The organism is Streptomyces cyaneofuscatus, assembly GCF_000718135.1.
GTDB classification, from domain to species: Bacteria; Actinomycetota; Actinomycetes; order Streptomycetales; family Streptomycetaceae; genus Streptomyces; species Streptomyces cyaneofuscatus.
In genome coordinates, this window is record NZ_JOEM01000010.1 from 58,880 (window position 1) to 77,898 (window position 19,019).

Sequence of the window (19,019 nt, forward strand, 5' to 3'; positions counted from 1 at the left end):
GATGCTGTCGGTGATCGGCAACGTCGCGGTCGGTCTGCTGACCAGTCTCATCGGTCTCGGTCTGGGTGCGTTGTGGGAGCGGGGCCGGCAGACCAGGAAGCTGTACCGCAAGGCCGCCTTCTTCGGCACCCGCCCGGGCGACCCCTGCGTACTCGTCGCCGGAACCAAGCACGGGCAGTCGGAAACGGTCCACCAACGGGACCTGCGTGCCGTCGTCGAACTGTCCGTGCTGCTGGGCGAACTCGGTTGCCCGGTGAGTGTGGAGTCAGGTGAACTGCGCGGCACCAACGGCGACCGTACGGAGTTCTGCGTCGGCGGGCCCATCGGCGGTGCGAATCCGCGGACCGGGGGGCATCTCACCGCCTGTCTGCCGGGGGTGACGATCACTCCGTTCGGCGACCGGCCCGACTCGATGGCGATCGTGGTCGGCGGCGAGCGCTACTACTTCGACCGGGGGCACCAGGAGTACGCCGTGGTCGCCAAGTTCAGGCCGCCGGAGTCGAGCCGACCGGTCGTGCTCGTGTGCGGACAGAGCTCGGTGGCGAACCAGGCGGCGGTCCACTTCCTGCGGCGCGAGTACGCGGAGGTGGCGCGGTCGGTGGCGTCCCTGGACCAGTACTGCCTGCTGATCAAGGTCTCCCACATCGAGGTCTACGCGTTCCACCGGTCGGTGCTGGAACGGGATGTGTCGGCGGAGGCGTTCGCGGCGGCGGAGTGAGGTGAGCACCCTCCACGTGGGGCTCGTGCACGCCGATGAGCACCCGGTCCCCTGTGCCGGGTGCTCATCGGGCCGCCGGGCCCGAAGGCCGGTCCGTGCGCTCGTTCAGATCCCCGAGTACTCCATGGACGGATCGAGGTCGGCCAGCGCGTCGACATAGCGTCGGATCTTGCGGTTCGCCTTGATGCCGAAGGAACCGAGATTGCGGCCGACGCCGAGCATGATCTCGCGGTTCGGCCCGCGGTTCCACATGTACATGTGGACCGCGGACTTCTGGATCCCCGCTCCCCGGCCGCCGAGCAGCGCCATCACGACGAAGTCCGGACGGTCCTCGGCCACGGTGTCGAAGACCGAGCCGCTGGGCTGCTCGAAGGTGGTTCCCGCGCCGGTGACGTGCTCGCTCCACCAGCTCACCCGCATCGCCTCGCGGAAGACGTCCGCCGCCTCCGCCATCGACAGCTGCGTCGTGATCTCCACAGGTGACTTGGCCATGCCTTGTTCTCCTCTTTCGTTCCGCTCGCTCTACTTGTCCTCGAAGACCTTTTCGCTGAACCGGTTGCGCTGACCGCTGGCGATCCAGTTCTTGCAGGCGGGGTTGCGGCACTCGTAGACGACCCACGAGCCCATGGGCTGCCGCTGTTCGCTCTTGACGCTCATGCGCTGCCGGCAGACCTGGCAGCTTCGGCCTTTGGCCATGTCTTCTCTCCTTGGGAGTCGGTTGCCTCAGAAACGGGACGGAGGCAGGGGGATGAACGGGCGCAGCTCTTCGGCGGCCCAGTGGACCGGTGTCTGGAACGCCTCCCCGATGCCGGTGTAGAGGGCGTGCAGGGTGTCCGCCGACATCCAGACGAAGCGGCTCCGGGTGGGGTCGGTGTCGCTGGCGGGCGCGTCGACGACGGCCACGAAGCGGCCGTCGTCCGCGGTACCGACGTGGACGACGTTGGAGTCCGGCATCTCGGTGATCTGCGCGACCCGGCGGAGCTCGCCCGGTGCGAGCGGCGTGATCCGGGCCTCCCCCGGGGCAGGCGGGGGGCTCCCTGCGAGCCAGGGCTCGGAGTGGTTCTTCCGCCAGAACAGCCAGTCGTCGGTGGGCAGCCGGCCGGCCGGTACGCCGTTCGCCCGGAAGAACTCCAGCGCGGCCGTCCGCACGGAGCGGTAGGCGGGGTCGTCGAAGTCGGAGCCGATCAGGTTCCACATCGTGCGCGCCGCCCCGAACAGGGCGAAGCCTCCGGCCGGCAGTACGGCGTTCGCCAGCTCCCGCGCGAAGCCCCCCGGGTCCGACTCGGCGAACGGCAGGAAAGGCTCCTGCAGTTCACCCCATACATCCGTGGCATCGATGCCGGTGGCGGCGGGGTCGAACTCGAAGCGGCCGAAGCGCTCCATCCGCGCCACCACATCGCCCGGCAGGCGTGTGGCGCGGGGGTTCCCGGCAGACAGAGCCATGGCGTTCTCCTGGGTACAAGGGCGGAAACCGGTCGATGCGGGTGCGCCGGAACCGGGCTCAACCTGTCTAACAAGGGCCGGAGTTCGCGATCAACGATTCTTCACAGAACCGGACGATCGCCGGAAAACCAGGACGGCCACGGGATGCCGCGCGAGACCCGGACGACTTGGCCGGTTCTGTGCGAAACTCGGCGCCACGGGGGCACCGCCTGCGCGGAGAAGGGAAGTTGTGCACGATGGGGCGTCCACAGAAGGAGATAGTCCTGGACGGGTCGCCGACCCGCCTCTTCGCCTACTGGCTCCGGGACCTGCGCGGATCGGCCGGATTCACACTGGAACAACTGGCCCGTCGCACCGGATACGGCAGGACGACCGTCAGCGACGCCATGCGGGGCGAGACCCAGCCCAGCCGTCCGGTCACCCTGGCGATCGTCGGCGCCTGCGGCGGCGACGTGCGGCGGTGGGGCGAATACTGGGCGCAGGTGCGCCGGGCCCTGGACCCCGACTCCCCGGACGGTCCTGACGGGGTCGTCCCACCCCCCTGGGACGGCCCGGCGGGCCGCACGGCCGGGGTGCACACCGAGCAGTGCCCGGCGGACTGCGCGCGAACCGACCCGCACGGCTGGTACACCGAGTCCGTGTCCACCCGGCTCAGGCTGGACACCCCGACCCCCGAAGCGTGGGAACGCCGGGTCGTGGTGGCGACCTGCGACGGCCTGGACCGGATCCCGGTCGGGGTGAGCGTGCCCCGGCGTACCGGCGACACGACGGGCGGGCACGGACTGGACATCTCGCTGGTCCGGGGAGGGCGGCTGGCGGACGGCGTGCCGCAGTACGAGAGCTACTTCGAGCGGTTCCTGGTGCTGCCCGAACCGCTCAGGGCCGGCACCCGCCATGTGTACGAAGTGAGGCTGCGCATACCGCCGGCCCAGCCGATGGCGCCGCACTTCGTGCATGTGCCGCTGACCCGCAGCGAGCACTTCCGGCTGCGGGTCGGCTTCGACCGGGCGAGGCTGCCGCGTACGGTGTGGCGCCTGGCCGGGGTGCCCACCGCCGTGATCTACCAGCACGACCCCGGCACACCCGCCCTGCGGCCGGACGAACGGGGCCTGGTGGACGTCGAGTTCGCGGCGATGAAGGTGGGCTACGGTTACGGGCTGTGCTGGCTGGAGGCGGGCGCCGGAGGGTAGTCCACGGCCGGTGTGCGCAGCTTGGCGCGCACCGGTCCGGCATCGGGATGGTGCAGGTCCTCGAAGATCGCGAGGGCCTCCTCCCACCGGGCGCGGGCTTCCTCCTCCCCGCCGAGCGCCAGGTGGGCGTCCCCGAGGTGGCCCAGGGCGTGGGCCTCGCGGTAGCGGTCGCCCAGGGCCCGGTCGAGGTCCAGGGAGACCTCGTAGTGGCCGACCGCGGCGGCGGGCCGGCCGAGCCCCCGTTCGGCGTGGCCCATACAGATCAGGATGCCCGCCTGGCCGTCGAGGTGACCGAGCGCCGTGTAGAGCTCGAGGGCCCGGCGCGCGTGGTCCAGGGCGCCGGCGTGCTCTCCCAGCCGCTCCCACTGCTGGGCCACGGCGGTGAGTCCGTCGGCCAGCGCCTGCGGATCTCCGGTGCGCTCCGCCGTGGCGAGGGCGAGCCGGGCGTGCGGCAGCGCTCTGCGGGGGTCGCCGCCGGAGTCGTACGCCCGGACCAGGGAGAGCCGGACCTCTCGTACGCCCTCCACCTCGCCCAGGGCGCGGCAGGCCCGGAGGGCCTCGTACAGCAGGCCGAGCGCCTCCTCGGTCCGGTTCAGACGGGAGAGGGCGTCGGCGAGCCGGCGGGTGGCAGTGGCGTGGGCGACCCGGTCCCCGCTCCGGGCCGCGGCGTCGCGGGCCAGGGCATGCAGGGCGGCCCGCTGGGCCCGGCGGCCCGAGCGGCGCAGATGGACGGCACAGGCGTCGGCCAGCCGCCAGGCGTATCCACCGAGGCCCGGGGTGTCGGCGGCCCGGGCGATGGCGGCCTGGAGAGACGGCAGCTCCGTCTCGAACCAGCCGGCCGCCGTGGCGTTGTCGCCGATCGGCGGCTGTACGGCGGTGGGCTTCGGTGGATCGCCGGGTGTCGGGCGCCAGGGTTCGAGGTGGTGGTCGGCCAGGCGAGCGGTGTCCAGGAAGTGCCTCAGCAGCCGTTCGGTGCCGTCCACGCGCTCCTGCGGCGGACCGTCGTCCAGGAGTTCCGCGGCGTACAGCCGGAGGAGGTCGTGCAGGGTGTAGCGGCCTGGAGTGTGCTGGTGGACGAGGTGGGCGGAGGCGAGTGTGTCGAGGAGGGGGAGCGGCGGATCGGGGGCGCCGATGAGTCCCGCGCAGGTCAGGGCGTCGAACTCGGGGCCGGGGTGGCAGCCGAGGAGGCGGAAGAGGTGTGCGGCGGGCGCCGGCAGCAGCGCGTACGAACTGTGGAAGACGCTCCGCAGGTCGACATCCGCATCCTGCGCCCCGAACAGGTCCAACGGCGCCCGCGCACGGCGCAGTTCGCGGACCAGGGTGCTGATCGAGCCGCCGGGGGCCGTGGCCGTACGGGCGGCGGCCACGCTCAGCGCGAGGGGCAGCCGGGCGCACAGATCGACGAGTTCGTCGGCCTCGCGCGGCTCCAGGGCGACGCGCTCCGCGCCCATCTGCCGCTCCAGAAGGACACGGGCGGCGTAGCGGGGCAGCACGTCGAGTGCCAGGCGCAGAGCTCCTTCCCGGACGACCAGGCCGTCGAGGCGGTTGCGGCTGGTCACGACGGCGGCGGAACCGGGACAGGTCGGCAGCAGCGGCCGTACCTGATCCGCGGAGCGCGCGTTGTCCAGGACCAGCAGCACCCGGCGGTCGGCCAGCAGGGTGCGCAGGAGTCCGGAGGCCACGGCGGTGTCGGCCGGGACGGCGGTCGGGCTGACGCCGAGGGCCTGGAGGAACGTGTGCAGCGCCTCGCCGGGGTCCATCACCGCCTCGTGGCCGAAGCCCCGCAGATTGACGTAGAGCTGGCCGTCCGGGAAGCAGTCCCGCACCTCGTGGGCCCAGTGCAGGGCGAGCGTGGTCTTGCCGACACCCGCGGTGCCCTCGATCACGGCGACGGCCGCTCTGCCGGTGGCGTCGCCGGACGGGTTCTGCAACGCGTTCAGCCGGGCGCGTTCCGCCTCCCGGCCGACGAATCCCGGGTGGCTCAGCGGAAGCTGGCGCGGAACGGCTGGAGAGACCGAAGCGGCGGGCGGCCGGCGGACACCGGCACGGGCGGCGGGGGGACGCAGCCGCCGGGCCGCGTCCGCCTCGTCCCGCAGCGTGGCGAGCCGGCCCGCCTGCGGACCCGGGACGCCCAGCGCGGCGAGGAGCGTGTCGAAGACTCCGGCGCCGGGCAGGGTGGTGCCGTTGAGATAGGCGTACAGGCTGCTGGTGGAGATGCTGACGCGTCTGGCGAGTTCCCGGCGGTCCAGCGTTCTGCCCAGCTGCTTCTCGGCCTGGACGACAGCGCGCGCGAACTCGACCGCCAGCTGCCGTCCCAGCACCTCTCCGTCCTGGCCGGACGGCCAGGGGACTTCGTTCGCCACCGTTCCTCCGAGGAGATGTCGACAGGTCCGTGCCGCACGGATTCCAGAGGTTTCCAGTCTGCCCCAGGACCGGGGGCGGCCGGATCCGTCCGGGTGTTTCCCTGCGGACTCCACCCCGAGGGGATATCGGACCCTCGGCCTGCCGCAGGAGGACGACAGCCGTGCAGACCCACTGATCGCCGTGCCCCGCCCGAATCCGGCTCTCCGCGTCCACCGGCAGGACGCGGGGAGCCGGTTGCGGGTCTCGGGAGGCCGCGGGCCCGGGTCAGGCGGTGTTCCTCGGGTGGGCGCAGCCGAGCACGGTGGCGGCGGCCCCGGCCCAGGTGTAGCGGGTGGCCATCACGTCACGGAGGTCGGCGGCGTCACGGAAGGCGGCTTCCGGGTTGCGCAGCACGGCGTGGATGGCTTGCGCCCAGGTCCGCATGTCGGACTTGCGGTGACCCCGGACGGCCTTCACGTCCACCACGGCCCGGTCCGCCGCCGGCGTCTGCTGGGCCCGCAGCAGCATGCCCAGCCCACTGCGACCGCTGACCAGTACGGGTACCCCGGAGGCGATCGCCTCCGCACCGGCCAGGCCGAACGCCTCCGCCCGGGAGGGCATCAGGACGAGAGTGGCCCGCGCGAGGTCGTTCCTGATCCGCCGGGGATCAGCCGAGTAGCTGCGGGGGATGACGTCCACAGCGGGGTTGTCGACCCACTTTGCGACCAGGGCCGCCAGTTCCTCGGACTCGCCCTCGGGGATCCCCCGTACGAACAGGTGCAGGGAACCGGGACCCTCCCTCTTCGCGACCGCTCTGCCCAGCGCCCGGGCGGCGATGTCCAGTCCCTTGAGAGGGGCGTCCTTCAGTCGGCCCAGGAACAGGACCTGGGGGATCTCACCCGGCCGGGGCGGAATCACGAGCGTCCCGCCGTCGAAGCCCGGGTCGACGCGGACGGGTGCGAGGTGTTCGTACTCGGGCGTGCGCAGGTGGGGCGCCAGGGCCTGCTCCAGCCGGGGGCCGACCGGCATCGGGTGCAGCGCGCCCAGGCAGAGCTGTAGTTCCAGCTCCGTGCGTTCCTCGGCGCGGGCGGCCAAGTCCCCTTCGGCGTCGGGTTTGTTGGCCTCCGCCTGGTCCGGCTCGACGTGCAGGAAGTGCAGTCGCCCGGCGTTCTTGAAGTAGCGCTCGACCAGCACCTTGGCCGCCGGCCCCGTGACCCTGCCGTGCCCGACGACGAGATCCGGTAGGAATCCGTCGGTGAAGGCCGGCGGCACGGACCGCGCGACCTCCCTGGTGAGTCCTGGCTGCGCGACGTCGAGCAGCCGCACCCCGTGCTCGGCCGCGTCGGCCCGCTCCCGCTCGGTGGAGGTGTGGACCATGACGCGGACGTCGGCCCCCTGGCGAGCGAGGGCCGCACTCATCCTGCTGTTGAACGTGCTCACGCCGCCATGTGCCGGAAACCACTCGTCCGCGACCATCAGCACCCGCACCGGCCGGCCCGGCCCCCGCCGAGGGCTCCAGAGCGGCTCGCCGACTCCGCTCCGTCTCAGCTGGGCGAGCAGGTCGTCGAGCCAGCCGAGCAACGACGAGGCGAAGCGCCGGTCCTCCTCCACCACGGTCCCACCGTCGAGGCCCGACGCCTCCAGGGCGCGGCGGGCGTTCTCCCAGGTGGCCTCCACCGATTCCCGGATGAAGTGGATCTCGGCCGTGGAGGGCAGTTCCCGGTCCGTGTGACCGTCGAGCCGCACCACGGCCAGCGGCCCCTCGTCTCCCGCGTTCCTGGACTCCGCCAGGCGGCGATAGGTCCTCCACTGGTGACGCATGGCCGTCATGTGCATCAGGTAGCGGACGAAATGCGGAATCTCGGGGTGACTGCCGTCGGACCACGCCCAGCCGCTGAGCGCTCCGTCCGCACGGGCCCGGCCCAGCAGCCGCAACACCCGCCGCGGGCCCGCCCCTTCGCCCCGCTCCGGCTCCATGACATCCGCGACGCCGGGTGTTTCCGCCGGAGCTTTGCCCAACTCCATGGTCACGGAACCCAGGTGGCACTCACCGAGCGGGCCCGTGATGACCTCCATCCGGTCCCGCAGCCCCGGCCACTCCCGGCCCGGACCGGCGCCGAGCAGGAGCGACAGATTCAGGATGTCCCGGTGTCGGCGCAGGATCGCCTGGTCGAGCCGGTCGGCGGACTGCGCTCCCGCCACGGGGATCGAGCCGTACGAGGGCCGGCCGGGCAGAACGTACGGCATGCGGACCGGCAGCGCCGAGTACAACTGCCTGTCGGCTCGCTGCAGTTCCCGGAAGCGGTCCCACATCGCCGCCAGGGAATCCACCCCCTCCTCCGTGCGGGTGCTGTCCAGCGGTACGAAGACGTGGACCGCGACTTCCTGCTCCGTCACCCGGCGTTCCGTCGAACCGAGTTCCGTCACCCTGGCCTCTGCCTTCGCTTCGTCGGGCACGTGCGGGTACACCCCCGTCTCGCCTCGCCGCTACCGGCGTCTCGCTACAGTTGAGGCCATGGAGTCTAAGGCGGATCCACTCGGGATGGGCAGGGACGCGGCGTTGCCCGCCCGGGCCCGCCAGTTGCTCGTCGACGTCTCGACCTGGCGGCTTCCGCAGGCCGCCTGGTCGCGTCCCGCCGCCGCGGTCGAGGCACTCGCGGCGGCGTACGCGGCCGGGGACGCGGTCGCTCTCCGGATCGCCGTCGCCAAGCTCGAAGTCCTCAGCCCGAACCGGGTGGAACGCATCGCCGACCCGGCCGACGTCCCGCCGCCGGAGCCCCTGGCCGAGCGGGTGGCCGCTCTGGTGCACATCATCCCCGTTCCGGAAGAGGACGGGGCGGGGGAGGCCGGCGGCGACGACCGGCGCTGAGGCGGCCGACGTGAAGTTTCCCCACCGTCTCCGGCCGGGCCTGGCCCTGGCGCTGCGGCGTGCCCGCTCGGCGACCGGGGGCGGCCGCTTCCCGCGTCGCCCGGACCGGGCCGTCGGCCGTCTTGAGTCCGCCCTCAGGTGGGCCGGCCGCGCGGACCGGGTGTCACTGCTGGAGGGCATCGCCGCCTTGCACGCCGAGTCGGCCCGGCGTGGCGCGGGGGCCGCCGCGGGGGTGCGGTCGGTGGAGGCGCTGCGCCGGGCCCTGGTCGACGCGGGACCGGACGAAGCGGTTGTCCTTGCCCAACTCGCCGACGCCCAAGCCGCGTTGCAGGAGATGACGGGGGACGCCCGAGCGCTCCGGGAGGCCGTCGCCACCGCACGCCGGGCGGCGGACCGGGCCCCGGCCGACCCACTGACCCGCATCATGGTGCTGTCGTCGGTGGCCGCACTGCTGCTTCGGGCCGGGACGGACCTCGCCGATCCCGACCTGTTCGAGGAGGCCGCCGTCGTGGTCGAGGAGTCGCTCGCCGCGGGCGGAGGTTCGCCGCTCAACCTCGCCTACGCCCACCGGCTCCGGTACGAGTACGACGGGGAGGCCGAGACTCTCGCACGCGCCGAGACGGCGGCCCGCGACGCCGTCGCCCGGTGCGAGGAGCACGGGCTCGACGCCGCCGACGAGTACGCGGAACTCGCCCAGGTGCTGCGCTACCGCTCGGCCCGCACCGACGGCCTGACCATCGCGGCCGAGGCGGCGACCGCGGCGCGCGAGGCGTTGGACCGTACGGCCGAGGACGACGAGGAATACTCCCGGCGCGCCTGCTTGCTGGCGGGCGCGCTGACGGAGTGCCACTACGCGGGGGCTCCGGAGGCCCTGGCACAGGCGGTGGAGGTCGTGCGCGCGGCCATGTCCGCCGGGGCGCCGAGAGCGGAGGCACCCCCCTCCGCCCCCGCCGCGCCGTCCGTCCGCCCCGACGTGTGGCAGATCGCCGCCGCGGTGCTCGGCGCATGGGCCGACCAGCACGAGGACGTCGGAGCGGCCCAGGAGGCCGAGGGGGCGGCTCGGACGGCGCTGGTCCTGGCGGGGGACGACGAGCAGCTCCGGGCCGTCGCGCTCGACACCCTCGCCGATGTCCTGCGCAGCGCCCATCTGCTGACCGGCGACCCCGAGCCGCTGGGCGAGGCGATCGCCCACGGGGAATCCGCCGCCCTGACCGAGGCCGGCCCGCCCGGCGACCGGGCCGGGCGCATCGGCAACCTCGGTGTCCTGCTGCGCCTGCGGCACGAGCAGACCGGCGCGCCCGGCGATCTGGACGCGGCGATCGACCGGTACGGCGAGGCCCTTGCCCTGCTCGGCGACGACCACCCCGACGCCGGGATCCACTTCAACAACCTGGGCTCCGCCCTCGCCGCCCGTACCGCACTCCACAGCCTCGCCGATGAGCTCGACGAGGCGATCGCCGTCGGCCGGGCCGCCGTGCGCGGCGGCGGACCCGCCTTCCAGCGGGTGCTGCGGATGAGCAACCTGGGCGGGGCGCTGTACGAGCGCTACCGTCGCGGCGGAGACCTCGCCGACCTGGACGAGGACATCGACCTCCAGCGCGAGGCGCTGCGCCTGGCCCCGCCCGACCACCCCGAGCGTCCGGGTCTGCTCAGCAATCTGGCCACGGCCCTCACCGAGCGCCACGAGGTGCTCGGTGTCCGGGGCGACCTGTCCGAGGCGCTCACGCTTCTGGAGGACGCCATGGCGACCGGGCCGGCGCCCCGCCGGCTGGCGACGCTCGCGGGAGCGCACGGTCTGGCGCTGCACGCGCACCACCGTGTCACCGGTGACGGCCTGCGCACAGCCGTGGAGGCCACCGCGCCGACCGACCCCCACCTCCCGCTCCAGCTCGCCAACCTGGCGGCCACGCTGCGGGCGGAGTCCGCGCACCGGGCGGCGGCGGCCGCTGAGGCCGTCGACACGGCGCGCGGTGCCCTCCTCTCGCTCGGCGAGGGGCGGTCGGCGACCGCCGTCCGCGGCAGTCTGGTCCTCGCCCTGGCCGCCCGGTCCGGCGAGGGGGATCTCGACGAGTCGGTGACGCTGGCCCGCCGGGTGGTCGCGGACACCCCGGCGGACGATCCCGACCTGAGCCGTTCGCTCTCCAACCTCGCCTACGTGCTGAACCTCCGGCACGCGTCCGCCGGCGGCGAGGACGATCCGGCAGAAGCTCTCGACGCTCTGCGGGCCGCCGCTCGCACCGCGACCGGCCCGGCGGACGTCCGGCTGCACGCGGCCCGTGACTGGGGCCGGCTCGCGGCGCTGAGCGGCGATGCGCGGGCCGCGGCGGACGCGTTCGCCCTCGGTGTGGAGCTGCTGCCGGCTGCCACGCCCCGCCGGCTGGAGCGGCCCGACGCCCAGCGGCGGCTCGCCGAAGCCGCCGGGCTTGCCGGTGACGCGGCCGCGATGTGCCTGGCCTGCGGGGACCGCGAGCGGGCACTGAGCCTGCTGGAGCTGGGCCGCGGGGTGCTCCTCAACCGCCGGTCCGGCATCCGCACCGATCTCGCGGACCTCTACGACGCCGACGAGGACCTCGCCCGGCGCTTCGAGGAGCTGCGCGACGCTCTCGACCGGCTGGACCACCCCCCGCTCCCGCTGCCCACCCCGCCACCGCAGGCGGAGGCGGGGGGCCGGGACCGGGAGCGCCGCCGGGATCTGGAGGCCGAACTCGACATCGTCGTACGCAGGATCAGGGCGCTGCCCGGCCAGGACGGGTTCCTGCGGCCGCCCTCGGTCCCGTCGTTGCTCGCCGAGGCCGCGCACGGTCCGGTCGTCGTGGTCAATGTCAGCGGGTACCGCTGCGACGCGTTGCTGCTCGGCGCCGACGGGCTCCGGCAGGTGCCGCTGGAGGGCCTGGACGCGGACGAGCTGGAGCGGGCGGCGGACGTCTTCCACACGGACGTGGTCACCGCGCTGGACCCCCGAGCCGCCCAGGACGAGGTCGACGCGGCCGACGAACGGATCACCGCGACGCTCGACCTGCTGTGGCGTGAGGTGGCGGGACCGATCCTCGCCGAACTGCGGGTGACGGACCCGGACACCCGGGTCTGGTGGGTGCCGACCGGCGCGCTGTGCCGGCTGCCCCTGCACGCCGCGACGGCGGCAGGGCCTTGGCCGGGGAGCACCGCTGAGCCGGCGGCGCACCCCGCGCTCCCGCCGCCGTCCCTGGTGGACCGCACGGTGTCCTCGTACACGCCGACGGTCACCGCGCTGCGCCATGCCCGCGCTCGCGTCGCGCCGCCGGGCCGTACGGTGGCGGCCGTGATGCACGCCGACGTGCGTCGGCCGGGACTGCCGGAGCTGCCCGCCGCGCGCCGCGAGGCCCGGGCGGCGGCGGACCGCCTCGGTGTCGAGCCGCTGGACCTCGCCGAGTGCGAGCGGGCGGTTCTCATCGAGGCGCTGGGCACCTGTACCCATCTGCACCTGGCGCTGCACGCGGTCGCGGACCAGGACGATCCGGGCACCAGCCGTTTCCTGCTGCCCGATCTGGATCTGACGTTCGCGGAGATAGCCGCGCGCCGGGGCGGCCGGGGCCGTCTCGCGTACCTCTCGGCATGCGAGACGACGTACTCGCCCCGCGATCTCGCCGACGAGGCCATCCACCTCACCGCCGCGTTCCTGCTGGTCGGGTTCTCCGGTGTGATCGGCACCCTGTGGCGGGTACCCGACGCGGTGGCCGAGACGACGGCGGGCGTCTTCTACGACGCCCTGGACTCCGCCCGGGACGACCCCGCCCTAGCCCTGGCCCGCACGGCCCGTCTGGTCCGCGTCCGCTACAGCGACGCACCGGCGGCGTGGGCGGCCCATCACCACGTCGGCATCTGAGGTGTGATCACCTTCGATTACTATGCTCACTTCATGCCGGAGGCCGGAAAACGATCGTGGACCGACGGCTGAAGAGACGGGTGGCCTGGGAAATGCTGACAGAGGTGACCGCGACCCGCTACGTCACGCCCCTGCGTGAGGGCGGCTCGCTCCCCGGCATCGTCGAGGCCGACGATCTCGGTACGTACGTCATGAAGTTCACCGGCGCCGGCCAGGGCCGCAAGACGCTCGTCGCGGAGGTCATCTGCGGGGAGCTGGGGCGGCGGCTCGGGCTGCGGGTGCCGGAGCTGGTGACCATCGAGCTGGACCCGGTCATCGGGCTCGCCGAACCCGACCAGGAGGTGCAGGAGCTGCTCAAGGCGAGCGGCGGACTGAACCTCGGCATGGACTATCTGCCGGGCTCGCTCGGCTTCGACCCGCTCGCCTACGAGGTGGATGCGGCCGAGGCGGGGCGGGTCGTCTGGTTCGACGCGCTGATCAACAACGTCGACCGCTCCTGGCGCAACCCCAACATGCTGGTCTGGCACGGCGATCCCTGGCTCATCGACCACGGCGCCACCATGATCTGGCACCACAACTGGCCGGGCGCCGAGGCCTCGGCCGCGAAGCCGTACAACGCCTCCGACCATGTGCTGGCCCCCTTCGCCCCGGACATCGCCGCCGCGGCCGCCGAGCTCGCCCCGCTGGTCACCGAGGAGCTGCTCACCGAGGTGGCCGCCGAGGTGCCGGACGCCTGGCTGGTGGACGAGCCCGGGTTCTCCTCCACCGACGAGCTGCGGCGGGCCTATGTGGCGCCGCTGCTGGCGCGGGCCGCCACCATCCACGAGCGGATCACCCTGGACGCACCGACCGCGAACCGGCCCTCCCAGGCCCCCGGCTGGCTCACCGAACGCCTGCCACCACGGCACCGGCCGTCCGCCGGCGACGGAGCCGCGGCAGCCGCCCGTACCGGCCTGGAGGGTGGCCGATGACGCGCCGCGATGTCTTCGAGTACGCGCTCCTGCGGGTCGTCCCCCGGGTCGAGCGCGGGGAGTGCTTCAACGCCGGGGTCCTCGTCTACTGCCGGGCCCACTCGTTCGTCGCCGCCCGTACGCACCTGGACGAGGCGAAGCTGAGGGCGCTGGACCCGGACGCCGACGTGGTGGGCGTACGGGCCGCCCTCCGCGCGGTCGAAGGGGTCTGCGGCGGCGGGGAGGGGGCCGGACAGGCGGCCGGTGACGACGCCGGGCGGCGCTTCCGCTGGCTGATCGCGCCGCGCTCCACGGTCGTCCAGCCCGGGGCCGTGCACACCGGGCTCACCACCGACCCGGCCGGTGAGGTGGAGCGGCTGCTCGACCTGCTGGTGCGCTGAGTGTCCTGCGCGCGCCGCCGCTCGGTGCGCTGGATCCGGTACGAGGGGGCCGCCGCCCGGTGTGACGTGCGGCCTCCCGGGCCGTGCGCCGTTGACACCGGGTGCCAGGGCTTCTAGCGTCTCGTCTGCTGAAGGTACTAAGCGGTTGCTCAGCCATCGGGTCTCTCTGTCAGGGAACGGCCACGACGTCCGCTGAGCCGCTATCCAAGGGCGAGGAGAACCAAGCATGTCCACCACCGAGCAGCGCGTCGCCATCGTGACGGGAGCGGCGCGGGGCATCGGCGCCGCCACCGCCGTACGCCTGGCGGCCGAGGGCCGCGCCGTCGCCGTACTCGACCTCGACGAGGCGGCCTGCAAGGACACCGTCGAGAAGATCACCGCCGCCGGCGGCACCGCGCTCGCCGTCGGCTGCGACGTGTCGGACAGCGCCCAGGTCGAGGCGGCCGTCGCGCGGGTCGCCGCCGAGCTGGGTGCCCCGACGATCCTCGTGAACAACGCGGGCGTGCTCCGCGACAACCTGCTGTTCAAGATGAGCGAGTCCGACTGGGACATCGTGATGAACGTCCACCTCAAGGGCGCGTTCCTGATGGCGAAGGCCGTCCAGGCGCACATGGTGGAGGCCAAGTTCGGCCGGATCGTCTCGCTGTCCTCCTCCTCGGCCCTCGGCAACCGCGGCCAGGCCAACTACTCCGCCGTCAAGGCGGGCCTCCAGGGCCTCACCAAGACCCTCGCCAAGGAGCTCGGCAAGTTCGGCGTCACCGCCAACGCCGTCGCCCCCGGCTTCATCGTCACCGAGATGACCGCGCAGACCGCCGCCCGCGTCGGCATGGGCTTCGAGGAGTTCCAGGCGGCCGCCGCCACCCAGATCCCGGTCCAGCGCGTCGGCCGTCCCGAGGACGTCGCCAACGCCATCGCCTTCTTCGCCGGTGACGACGCCGGCTTCGTCTCCGGCCAGGTCATCTACGTGGCCGGCGGCCCCCTCAACTGACCCGAAGGGCAGCGAACGACATGACGGTGCAGGACAGCGGAAAAGTCGCCCTCATCACGGGCGCGAGCCGGGGCATCGGCTACGGGATCGCCGAGGCGCTCGTCGCGCGCGGCGACCGGGTGGCCATCACCGGGCGGGGCGAGGACGCCCTCAAGGAGGCCGTGGAGCGGCTCGGAGCCGACCGGGTCATCGCCATCCCCGGCAAGGCCCACGACGAGTCCCACCAGGCGGCTGCGGTCGAGCGGACCATGGAGGCGTTCGGCCGGGTCGACTACCTGGTGAACAACGCGGGGACCAACCCGGTCTTCGGCCCCATGGCCGAGCTCGACCTCAACGTGGCCCGCAAGGTCTACGAGACCAACGTGATCTCGGCGCTCGGCTTCGCCCAGCAGACCTGGAAGGCCTGGCAGAAGGAGAACGGCGGGGCGATCGTCAACATCGCCTCCGTCGCCGGCGTCGCCCCCTCGCCGTTCATCGGCGCGTACGGGATGTCCAAGGCGGCCATGATCAACCTGACCGCCCAGCTGGCGCACGAGTTCGCGCCGGTCGTCCGGGTCAACGCGATCGCTCCCGCCGTGATCAAGACGAAGTTCGCCGAGGCGCTCTACGAGGGCCGGGAAGCGGAGGCGGCCGCCGCCTATCCGCTCGGCAGGCTCGGTGTGCCCGAGGACATCGGGGGTGCCGCGGCCTTCCTGACCTCGGCACAGTCGGACTGGATCACCGGACAGACCCTGGTGGTCGACGGAGGAATTTTCCTCAACGCCGGCGTGGGCTGAGAGCAGCCTGAACCGTTTTGGCCCTGATTGACTCAAGTGCCCCGCCGGACCGACGGATTGGTCCGGCGGGGCGCTGCGGTATGGTCTGCCGACCCATGGCTGATCGAGGAGCGTGCACGTGTTCTACCGGGCCAGTCTGCAGGCCGCTGCAGCCCTAGCATCCCTTTCTCTGCTGGCCGGCTGCGGTCTTCTTTCCGACAGCGGATCGGAAGAGAACCAGAAGATAACCGTCGGGACGACGAGCTCCCCGTCCACGCTGGACCCCGCGGCGGCCTGGGACGGCTCCTGGGAGCTGATGCGGAACATCTACCAGACCCTGGTGAGCTTCCCCACCGGCAGTACGAGCCCCGAACCGGACGCGGCCGACACCTGCACGTTCACCGACGCCACGAGCATGGCCTATCGGTGCACGCTCAAGAAGAACCTCAAGTTCTCCAACGGCGAGAAGCTCGACGCCCAGGCCGTGAAGCACTCCATCGACCGTGTCGTGGACATCCACTTCAAGGGCGGCCCGGCCGGCATGCTCGGCTCCCTCGACCGGATCGAGACCAAGGGTGACGACACCGTCATCTTCCACCTGAACAAGTCCGACGCCACCTTCCCGTTCATCCTGGCCACGCCCGCCATGTCCCTGGTCGCCCCCGGCGACTACCCCAAGGACAAGATCCGCGACGACGGCAAGATCACCGGCTCCGGACCCTACCTCCTGGACTCCTACGAGGCCGGTGTCTCCGCGGAGCTGACGAAGAACCCCGACTACAAGGGCTTCGCCAACCGGAAGAACAACGCGGTCACCATCCGGTACTTCGAGAAGTCCGGCGAGATGGTGAACGCGCTCAAGGCCAAGGAGATCGACGCCACCTACCGCGGTCTGACCGCCGAGGAGGTCGTCGGCCTGGAGGACAAGAAGGAGGGCAACGACGGCCTCCAGATCATCGAGACCACCGGCGCGGACATCCGCTTCCTGGTCTTCAACCCGAAGGACCCGGCCGCCGCCAAGCCCGCCGTCCGCAAGGCCATCGCCCACATCGTGGACCGGGACGCCCTGGTCGCCAAGGTCTACCGGGGCACCGCCGAACCCCTCTACTCGATGATCCCCAAGGGCATCTCCGGGCACACCACCAGCTTCTTCGACACCTTCGGCGACCCGGACGTGAAGAAGGCGAAGGAGATCCTCACCGAGGCCGGGATCACCGCTCCGGTGAAGATGACCTTCTGGTACACCACCGACCGGTACGGCTCCTCCACGCAGCCCGAGTTCGAGGAGCTGGAGCGGCAGCTGGAGAAGACGGGGCTCTTCGACATCACGCTGGAGAGCGCCCCCTGGAAGACCTTCCAGGAGGGCTTCACCCAGGGCGAGTACCCGGTCTTCGGCCGTGGCTGGTTCCCCGACTTCCCGGACCCGGACAACTTCATCGCCCCGTTCGTCGGCGAGGAGAGCGTCACCGGAACCCCGTACCGCAACAAGGAGATCACCCAGCAGCTCATCCCGGCCACGCGGCAGGAGAGCGACCGGGGCGCGGTCAGCAAGCAGTTCGAGCGGGCCCAGCAGATCCTCGTCGACGACGTCCGGCTGCTGCCGCTCTGGCAGGGCAAGCTGTACGTGGCCTCCGGCGAGGACATCGGCGGCGGCGAGCGCGCACTGGACCCGCAGACCGTCATGCAGATGTGGGAGCTGTACCGCAAGGCCAGCTGGTAGCAGGTAGCAGGTGCGCGGGCCCGGGGAGCAGGTCTCCCCGGGCCCGTTGTCAGTGGCGGGCGGTAGGTTCTGGGATCAAGAACCTGTTGCTCACCGGAGGTTGTGGACGTGACCGATATCGACCTGCTGCCCGAGTCCTGGCGCGGCGTCCTCGGCGAAGAACTGCAGAAGCCGTACGTCAAGGAGCTGGCGGACTTCGTCGAGGAGGAGCGGTCCAAGGGGCCCGTCTATCCGCCGCGCGAGCAGGTCTTCGCCGCCCTCGACGCCACGCCCTACGAGAAGGTCAAGGTCCTCGTCCTGGGCCAGGACCCGTATCACGGCGAGGGCCAGGGGCACGGGCTCTGCTTCTCCGTGCGGCCCGGCGTGAAGACGCCGCCCTCCCTGCGCAACATCTACAAGGAGATGCAGGAGGAGCTCGGCCTGCCCATCCCGGACAACGGCTATCTGATGCCGTGGGCGCAGCAGGGCGTGCTCCTGCTGAACGCGGTGCTCACCGTGCGCGGCGGCGAGGCCAACTCCCACAAGGGCAAGGGCTGGGAGAAGATCACCGACGCGGTGATCCGCGCCGTCGCCGAGCGGCCCGACCCGGCCGTCTTCGTCCTCTGGGGGAACTACGCCCAGAAGAAGCTCCCCCTGATCGACGAGGAGCGCCACGTCGTGGTGAAGGGCGCCCACCCCTCCCCGCTCTCCGCGAAGAAGTTCTTCGGCTCGCGGCCCTTCACCCAGATCGACGAGGCCGTCGCGGCCCAGGGCCACCAGCCGATCGACTGGCGCATCCCGAATCTCGGCTGAGGCCCGACCGGGCCGTGGAGCCCGTGCCTCAGCCGTATTGCCCCGGCCCGGCGCTAGCGTCGGGAAGGACCGGGACCACGACCGGCCGGGACGGGCCAGAGGAGACCGCAGTGGTGGAGCAGCAGCAGGAGGCGTCGTCCGAGGACGCCGTCATGACCAGGATCGGCCAGGCGGTCATGCTGCTCCACGGCGGTGACCGGGAGGAGGCCCGCAACCGCTTCGGCCTTCTCTGGTCGGAGCTCGGCGCCGACGGTGACGGCCTGCACCGCTGCACCCTCGCGCACTACATGGCGGACACCCAGGACGACCCCGGGGACGAGCTCGCCTGGGACCTGCGGGCCCTGACGGCCGCCGAAGGGCTGAGCGGCGAGCGGCCGGCCGAGCACCGGGACTCCTTGGCGGTCCAGGCGCTCTACCCCTCGCTCCACCTCAACCTGGCGGCGGACTACCTCAAGCTCCAGCGCCCCGACGCGGCCCGTATCCACCTGCGCCAGGCCCGCGACGCGGCGGACGCGCTGGAGGACGGCGGGCCCGCCGGGCAGGGGGCATACGGCGGATACAGCGGTTACGACGCCGGAGTGCGGGCCGCCATCGAGCGGCTGGAGGAGCGGATGCGGGGGGTGTGAGCCCCGGCGGGCTTCACCGCCCGTACGTCTCCTCGCAGATCCGGGCCTCCCTGCTGCCCGCGGGCCAGCCGCCGTATCCCCGGCCGAGCGCGCACACGTCATGCAGGCCGCCGCCCCGGGTCTGCGGCAGGGCGGGCAGCACGCCGGGAGGGATGACCGGGACCTGCCGGGGCGGTGTCCGCCGGGGCGGTGGCGCGGCCCGCTCCGGCGGCCGGGGTGCCGGGGGAGGCCCCGCCCGCCGGGCTTCCGCGGAGGAGCGAGGCGCGGGGGAGGCGGGCCTGCCCGGTGAGGGGCTCGGCTCCACGATGGTCTCCAGCGCCTCCCGCCCGGGTGGCTGCACCACCTGCGGGAACACGTCCTGG

Annotated in this window: 16 protein-coding genes; 11 read left to right on the top strand and 5 right to left on the bottom strand. The window is 72.6% G+C overall.

Annotated elements, in window-relative coordinates:
* Position 1: 1 nt before the first annotated feature.
* Positions 2-718, top strand: a complete 717-nt coding sequence (locus IF17_RS0118475) for a hypothetical protein (RefSeq protein WP_030567309.1) — start codon at positions 2-4, stop codon at positions 716-718.
* Positions 719-823: 105 nt separating this feature from the next.
* Here IF17_RS0118475 and IF17_RS0118480 read toward each other — a convergent pair whose 3' ends face one another.
* From IF17_RS0118480 to IF17_RS0118490, 3 genes are read right to left on the bottom strand one after another with little or no spacing between them, the layout of a single operon-like run.
* Positions 824-1,210, bottom strand: coding sequence for a hypothetical protein (locus tag IF17_RS0118480; protein WP_030567311.1), 387 nt, complete (start codon positions 1,208-1,210; stop codon positions 824-826).
* Between the two features lie 30 nt (positions 1,211-1,240).
* The gene (locus tag IF17_RS1000000138985; protein WP_157851160.1) at positions 1,241-1,414 is read right to left on the bottom strand and encodes a hypothetical protein; all 174 of its coding nucleotides are present in this window, start codon (positions 1,412-1,414) and stop codon (positions 1,241-1,243) included.
* A gap of 27 nt (positions 1,415-1,441) precedes the next feature.
* The gene (locus IF17_RS0118490) at positions 1,442-2,161 is read right to left on the bottom strand and encodes a hypothetical protein (RefSeq protein WP_030567312.1); all 720 of its coding nucleotides are present in this window, start codon (positions 2,159-2,161) and stop codon (positions 1,442-1,444) included.
* 236 nt (positions 2,162-2,397) lie between these two features.
* Between IF17_RS0118490 and IF17_RS1000000137175 the strand changes: the two genes are divergently transcribed.
* Positions 2,398-3,351 (top strand): helix-turn-helix domain-containing protein, encoded by a 954-nt coding sequence (locus tag IF17_RS1000000137175; RefSeq protein WP_051884060.1) that lies wholly within the window; start codon positions 2,398-2,400, stop codon positions 3,349-3,351.
* Here the strand turns inward: IF17_RS1000000137175 and IF17_RS0118500 are convergent.
* Together IF17_RS0118500 and IF17_RS1000000138590 are read right to left on the bottom strand one after the other, a co-directional pair.
* Positions 3,312-5,714 (bottom strand): ATP-binding protein, encoded by a 2,403-nt coding sequence (locus IF17_RS0118500; RefSeq protein WP_051884061.1) that lies wholly within the window; start codon positions 5,712-5,714, stop codon positions 3,312-3,314. The two genes, IF17_RS1000000137175 and IF17_RS0118500, sit on opposite strands and share 40 nt — an antisense overlap.
* Before the next feature lie 265 nt (positions 5,715-5,979).
* Positions 5,980-8,091: a CATRA conflict system CASPASE/TPR repeat-associated protein gene (locus tag IF17_RS1000000138590; protein ID WP_157851161.1), complete on the bottom strand. Its 2,112-nt coding sequence runs from the start codon at positions 8,089-8,091 to the stop codon at positions 5,980-5,982.
* A gap of 118 nt (positions 8,092-8,209) precedes the next feature.
* On the opposite strand from IF17_RS1000000138590, the gene IF17_RS0118510 reads away from it, so the two are divergent.
* The 9 genes from IF17_RS0118510 to IF17_RS0118550 all read left to right on the top strand — a co-directional run bounded on the left by IF17_RS0118510 (position 8,210) and on the right by IF17_RS0118550 (position 18,657).
* Complete coding sequence (locus tag IF17_RS0118510; protein ID WP_157851162.1) at positions 8,210-8,563, top strand: CATRA system-associated protein; 354 nt, start codon at positions 8,210-8,212, stop codon at positions 8,561-8,563.
* A 10-nt stretch (positions 8,564-8,573) separates the two neighbouring features.
* Entirely contained in the window at positions 8,574-12,425 is a 3,852-nt protein-coding gene (locus IF17_RS0118515) for a CHAT domain-containing protein (RefSeq protein WP_030567317.1), read from the top strand.
* A gap of 92 nt (positions 12,426-12,517) precedes the next feature.
* A complete protein-coding gene (locus IF17_RS0118520; protein ID WP_030567318.1) occupies positions 12,518-13,396 on the top strand; it encodes a HipA family kinase in 879 nt (292 codons plus the stop codon).
* Entirely contained in the window at positions 13,393-13,776 is a 384-nt protein-coding gene (locus IF17_RS0118525; RefSeq protein ID WP_030567319.1) for a DUF3037 domain-containing protein, read from the top strand. Before IF17_RS0118520 ends, IF17_RS0118525 begins: the two co-directional genes overlap by 4 nt.
* Positions 13,777-14,002: 226 nt before the next feature.
* Complete coding sequence (gene fabG / locus IF17_RS0118530; RefSeq protein ID WP_015607234.1) at positions 14,003-14,764, top strand: 3-oxoacyl-ACP reductase FabG; 762 nt, start codon at positions 14,003-14,005, stop codon at positions 14,762-14,764.
* Positions 14,765-14,784: 20 nt separating this feature from the next.
* The gene (locus IF17_RS0118535; RefSeq protein WP_018516145.1) at positions 14,785-15,540 is read left to right on the top strand and encodes an SDR family oxidoreductase; all 756 of its coding nucleotides are present in this window, start codon (positions 14,785-14,787) and stop codon (positions 15,538-15,540) included.
* A gap of 118 nt (positions 15,541-15,658) precedes the next feature.
* Positions 15,659-17,239: an ABC transporter substrate-binding protein gene (locus IF17_RS0118540; RefSeq protein WP_030567322.1), complete on the top strand. Its 1,581-nt coding sequence runs from the start codon at positions 15,659-15,661 to the stop codon at positions 17,237-17,239.
* A gap of 108 nt (positions 17,240-17,347) precedes the next feature.
* On the top strand, positions 17,348-18,031 hold the full coding sequence (locus IF17_RS0118545; protein WP_030567324.1) for a uracil-DNA glycosylase: 684 nt from the start codon (positions 17,348-17,350) through the stop codon (positions 18,029-18,031).
* 113 nt (positions 18,032-18,144) lie between these two features.
* On the top strand, positions 18,145-18,657 hold the full coding sequence (locus IF17_RS0118550; RefSeq protein WP_373036976.1) for a hypothetical protein: 513 nt from the start codon (positions 18,145-18,147) through the stop codon (positions 18,655-18,657).
* Positions 18,658-19,019 lie beyond the last annotated feature (362 nt).

Excerpts from the sequence above, each read along its gene's own strand:
- IF17_RS0118520 (WP_030567318.1), top strand. The coding sequence starts at position 12,518 with ATGCTGACAGAGGTGACCGCGACCCGCTACGTCACGCCCCTGCGTGAG.
- IF17_RS0118525 (WP_030567319.1), top strand. The coding sequence starts at position 13,393 with ATGACGCGCCGCGATGTCTTCGAGTACGCGCTCCTGCGGGTCGTCCCC.
- IF17_RS0118535 (WP_018516145.1), top strand. The coding sequence starts at position 14,785 with ATGACGGTGCAGGACAGCGGAAAAGTCGCCCTCATCACGGGCGCGAGC.
- IF17_RS1000000138985 (WP_157851160.1), bottom strand. The coding sequence starts at position 1,414 with ATGGCCAAAGGCCGAAGCTGCCAGGTCTGCCGGCAGCGCATGAGCGTC.
- IF17_RS0118475 (WP_030567309.1), top strand. The coding sequence starts at position 2 with ATGCTGTCGGTGATCGGCAACGTCGCGGTCGGTCTGCTGACCAGTCTC.
- IF17_RS1000000137175 (WP_051884060.1), top strand. The coding sequence starts at position 2,398 with ATGGGGCGTCCACAGAAGGAGATAGTCCTGGACGGGTCGCCGACCCGC.
- fabG (WP_015607234.1), top strand. The coding sequence starts at position 14,003 with ATGTCCACCACCGAGCAGCGCGTCGCCATCGTGACGGGAGCGGCGCGG.
- IF17_RS0118510 (WP_157851162.1), top strand. The coding sequence starts at position 8,210 with ATGGAGTCTAAGGCGGATCCACTCGGGATGGGCAGGGACGCGGCGTTG.
- IF17_RS0118490 (WP_030567312.1), bottom strand. The coding sequence starts at position 2,161 with ATGGCTCTGTCTGCCGGGAACCCCCGCGCCACACGCCTGCCGGGCGAT.
- IF17_RS0118480 (WP_030567311.1), bottom strand. The coding sequence starts at position 1,210 with ATGGCCAAGTCACCTGTGGAGATCACGACGCAGCTGTCGATGGCGGAG.